The 236-nt window shown below is 38.6% G+C and carries 1 pseudogene; it reads right to left on the bottom strand.

Features of this window, described 5'->3' with window-relative positions:
• Positions 1-236 (bottom strand): annotated as a pseudogene (locus AAEY62_RS24780) (sensor domain-containing phosphodiesterase); the annotation flags it as partial.

The following is a 236-nucleotide window of genomic DNA, read 5'->3' as shown; positions in this document are numbered from 1 at the left end:
CAATAGGAGAGTGTTCGGTTACCTCCAATACTATATTGCTGCAATCAGAAATAGCAGCTAATGCATTGGCAACGGCACCACTTAGTATATGCTCTGGAGAGGTGTTAATTGACACATACACCTCTTTATTAAAATGACTCATATTGCCTAAAACATTGTTTATTGCCAACATTTCTAGGGCTTCACCTAAACCAAACTGTGCTGCTTCATCAAACCAAATGTTAGGTGTTCTATAG

Origin of the sequence: Pseudoalteromonas sp. GW168-MNA-CIBAN-0100 (genome assembly GCF_040309225.1) — a bacterium.
Lineage (GTDB): Bacteria > Pseudomonadota > Gammaproteobacteria > Enterobacterales > Alteromonadaceae > Pseudoalteromonas > Pseudoalteromonas arctica.
The sequence above is the reverse complement of the archived record's forward strand: the minus strand, read 5'-3'. Positions and strand labels throughout refer to the sequence as shown.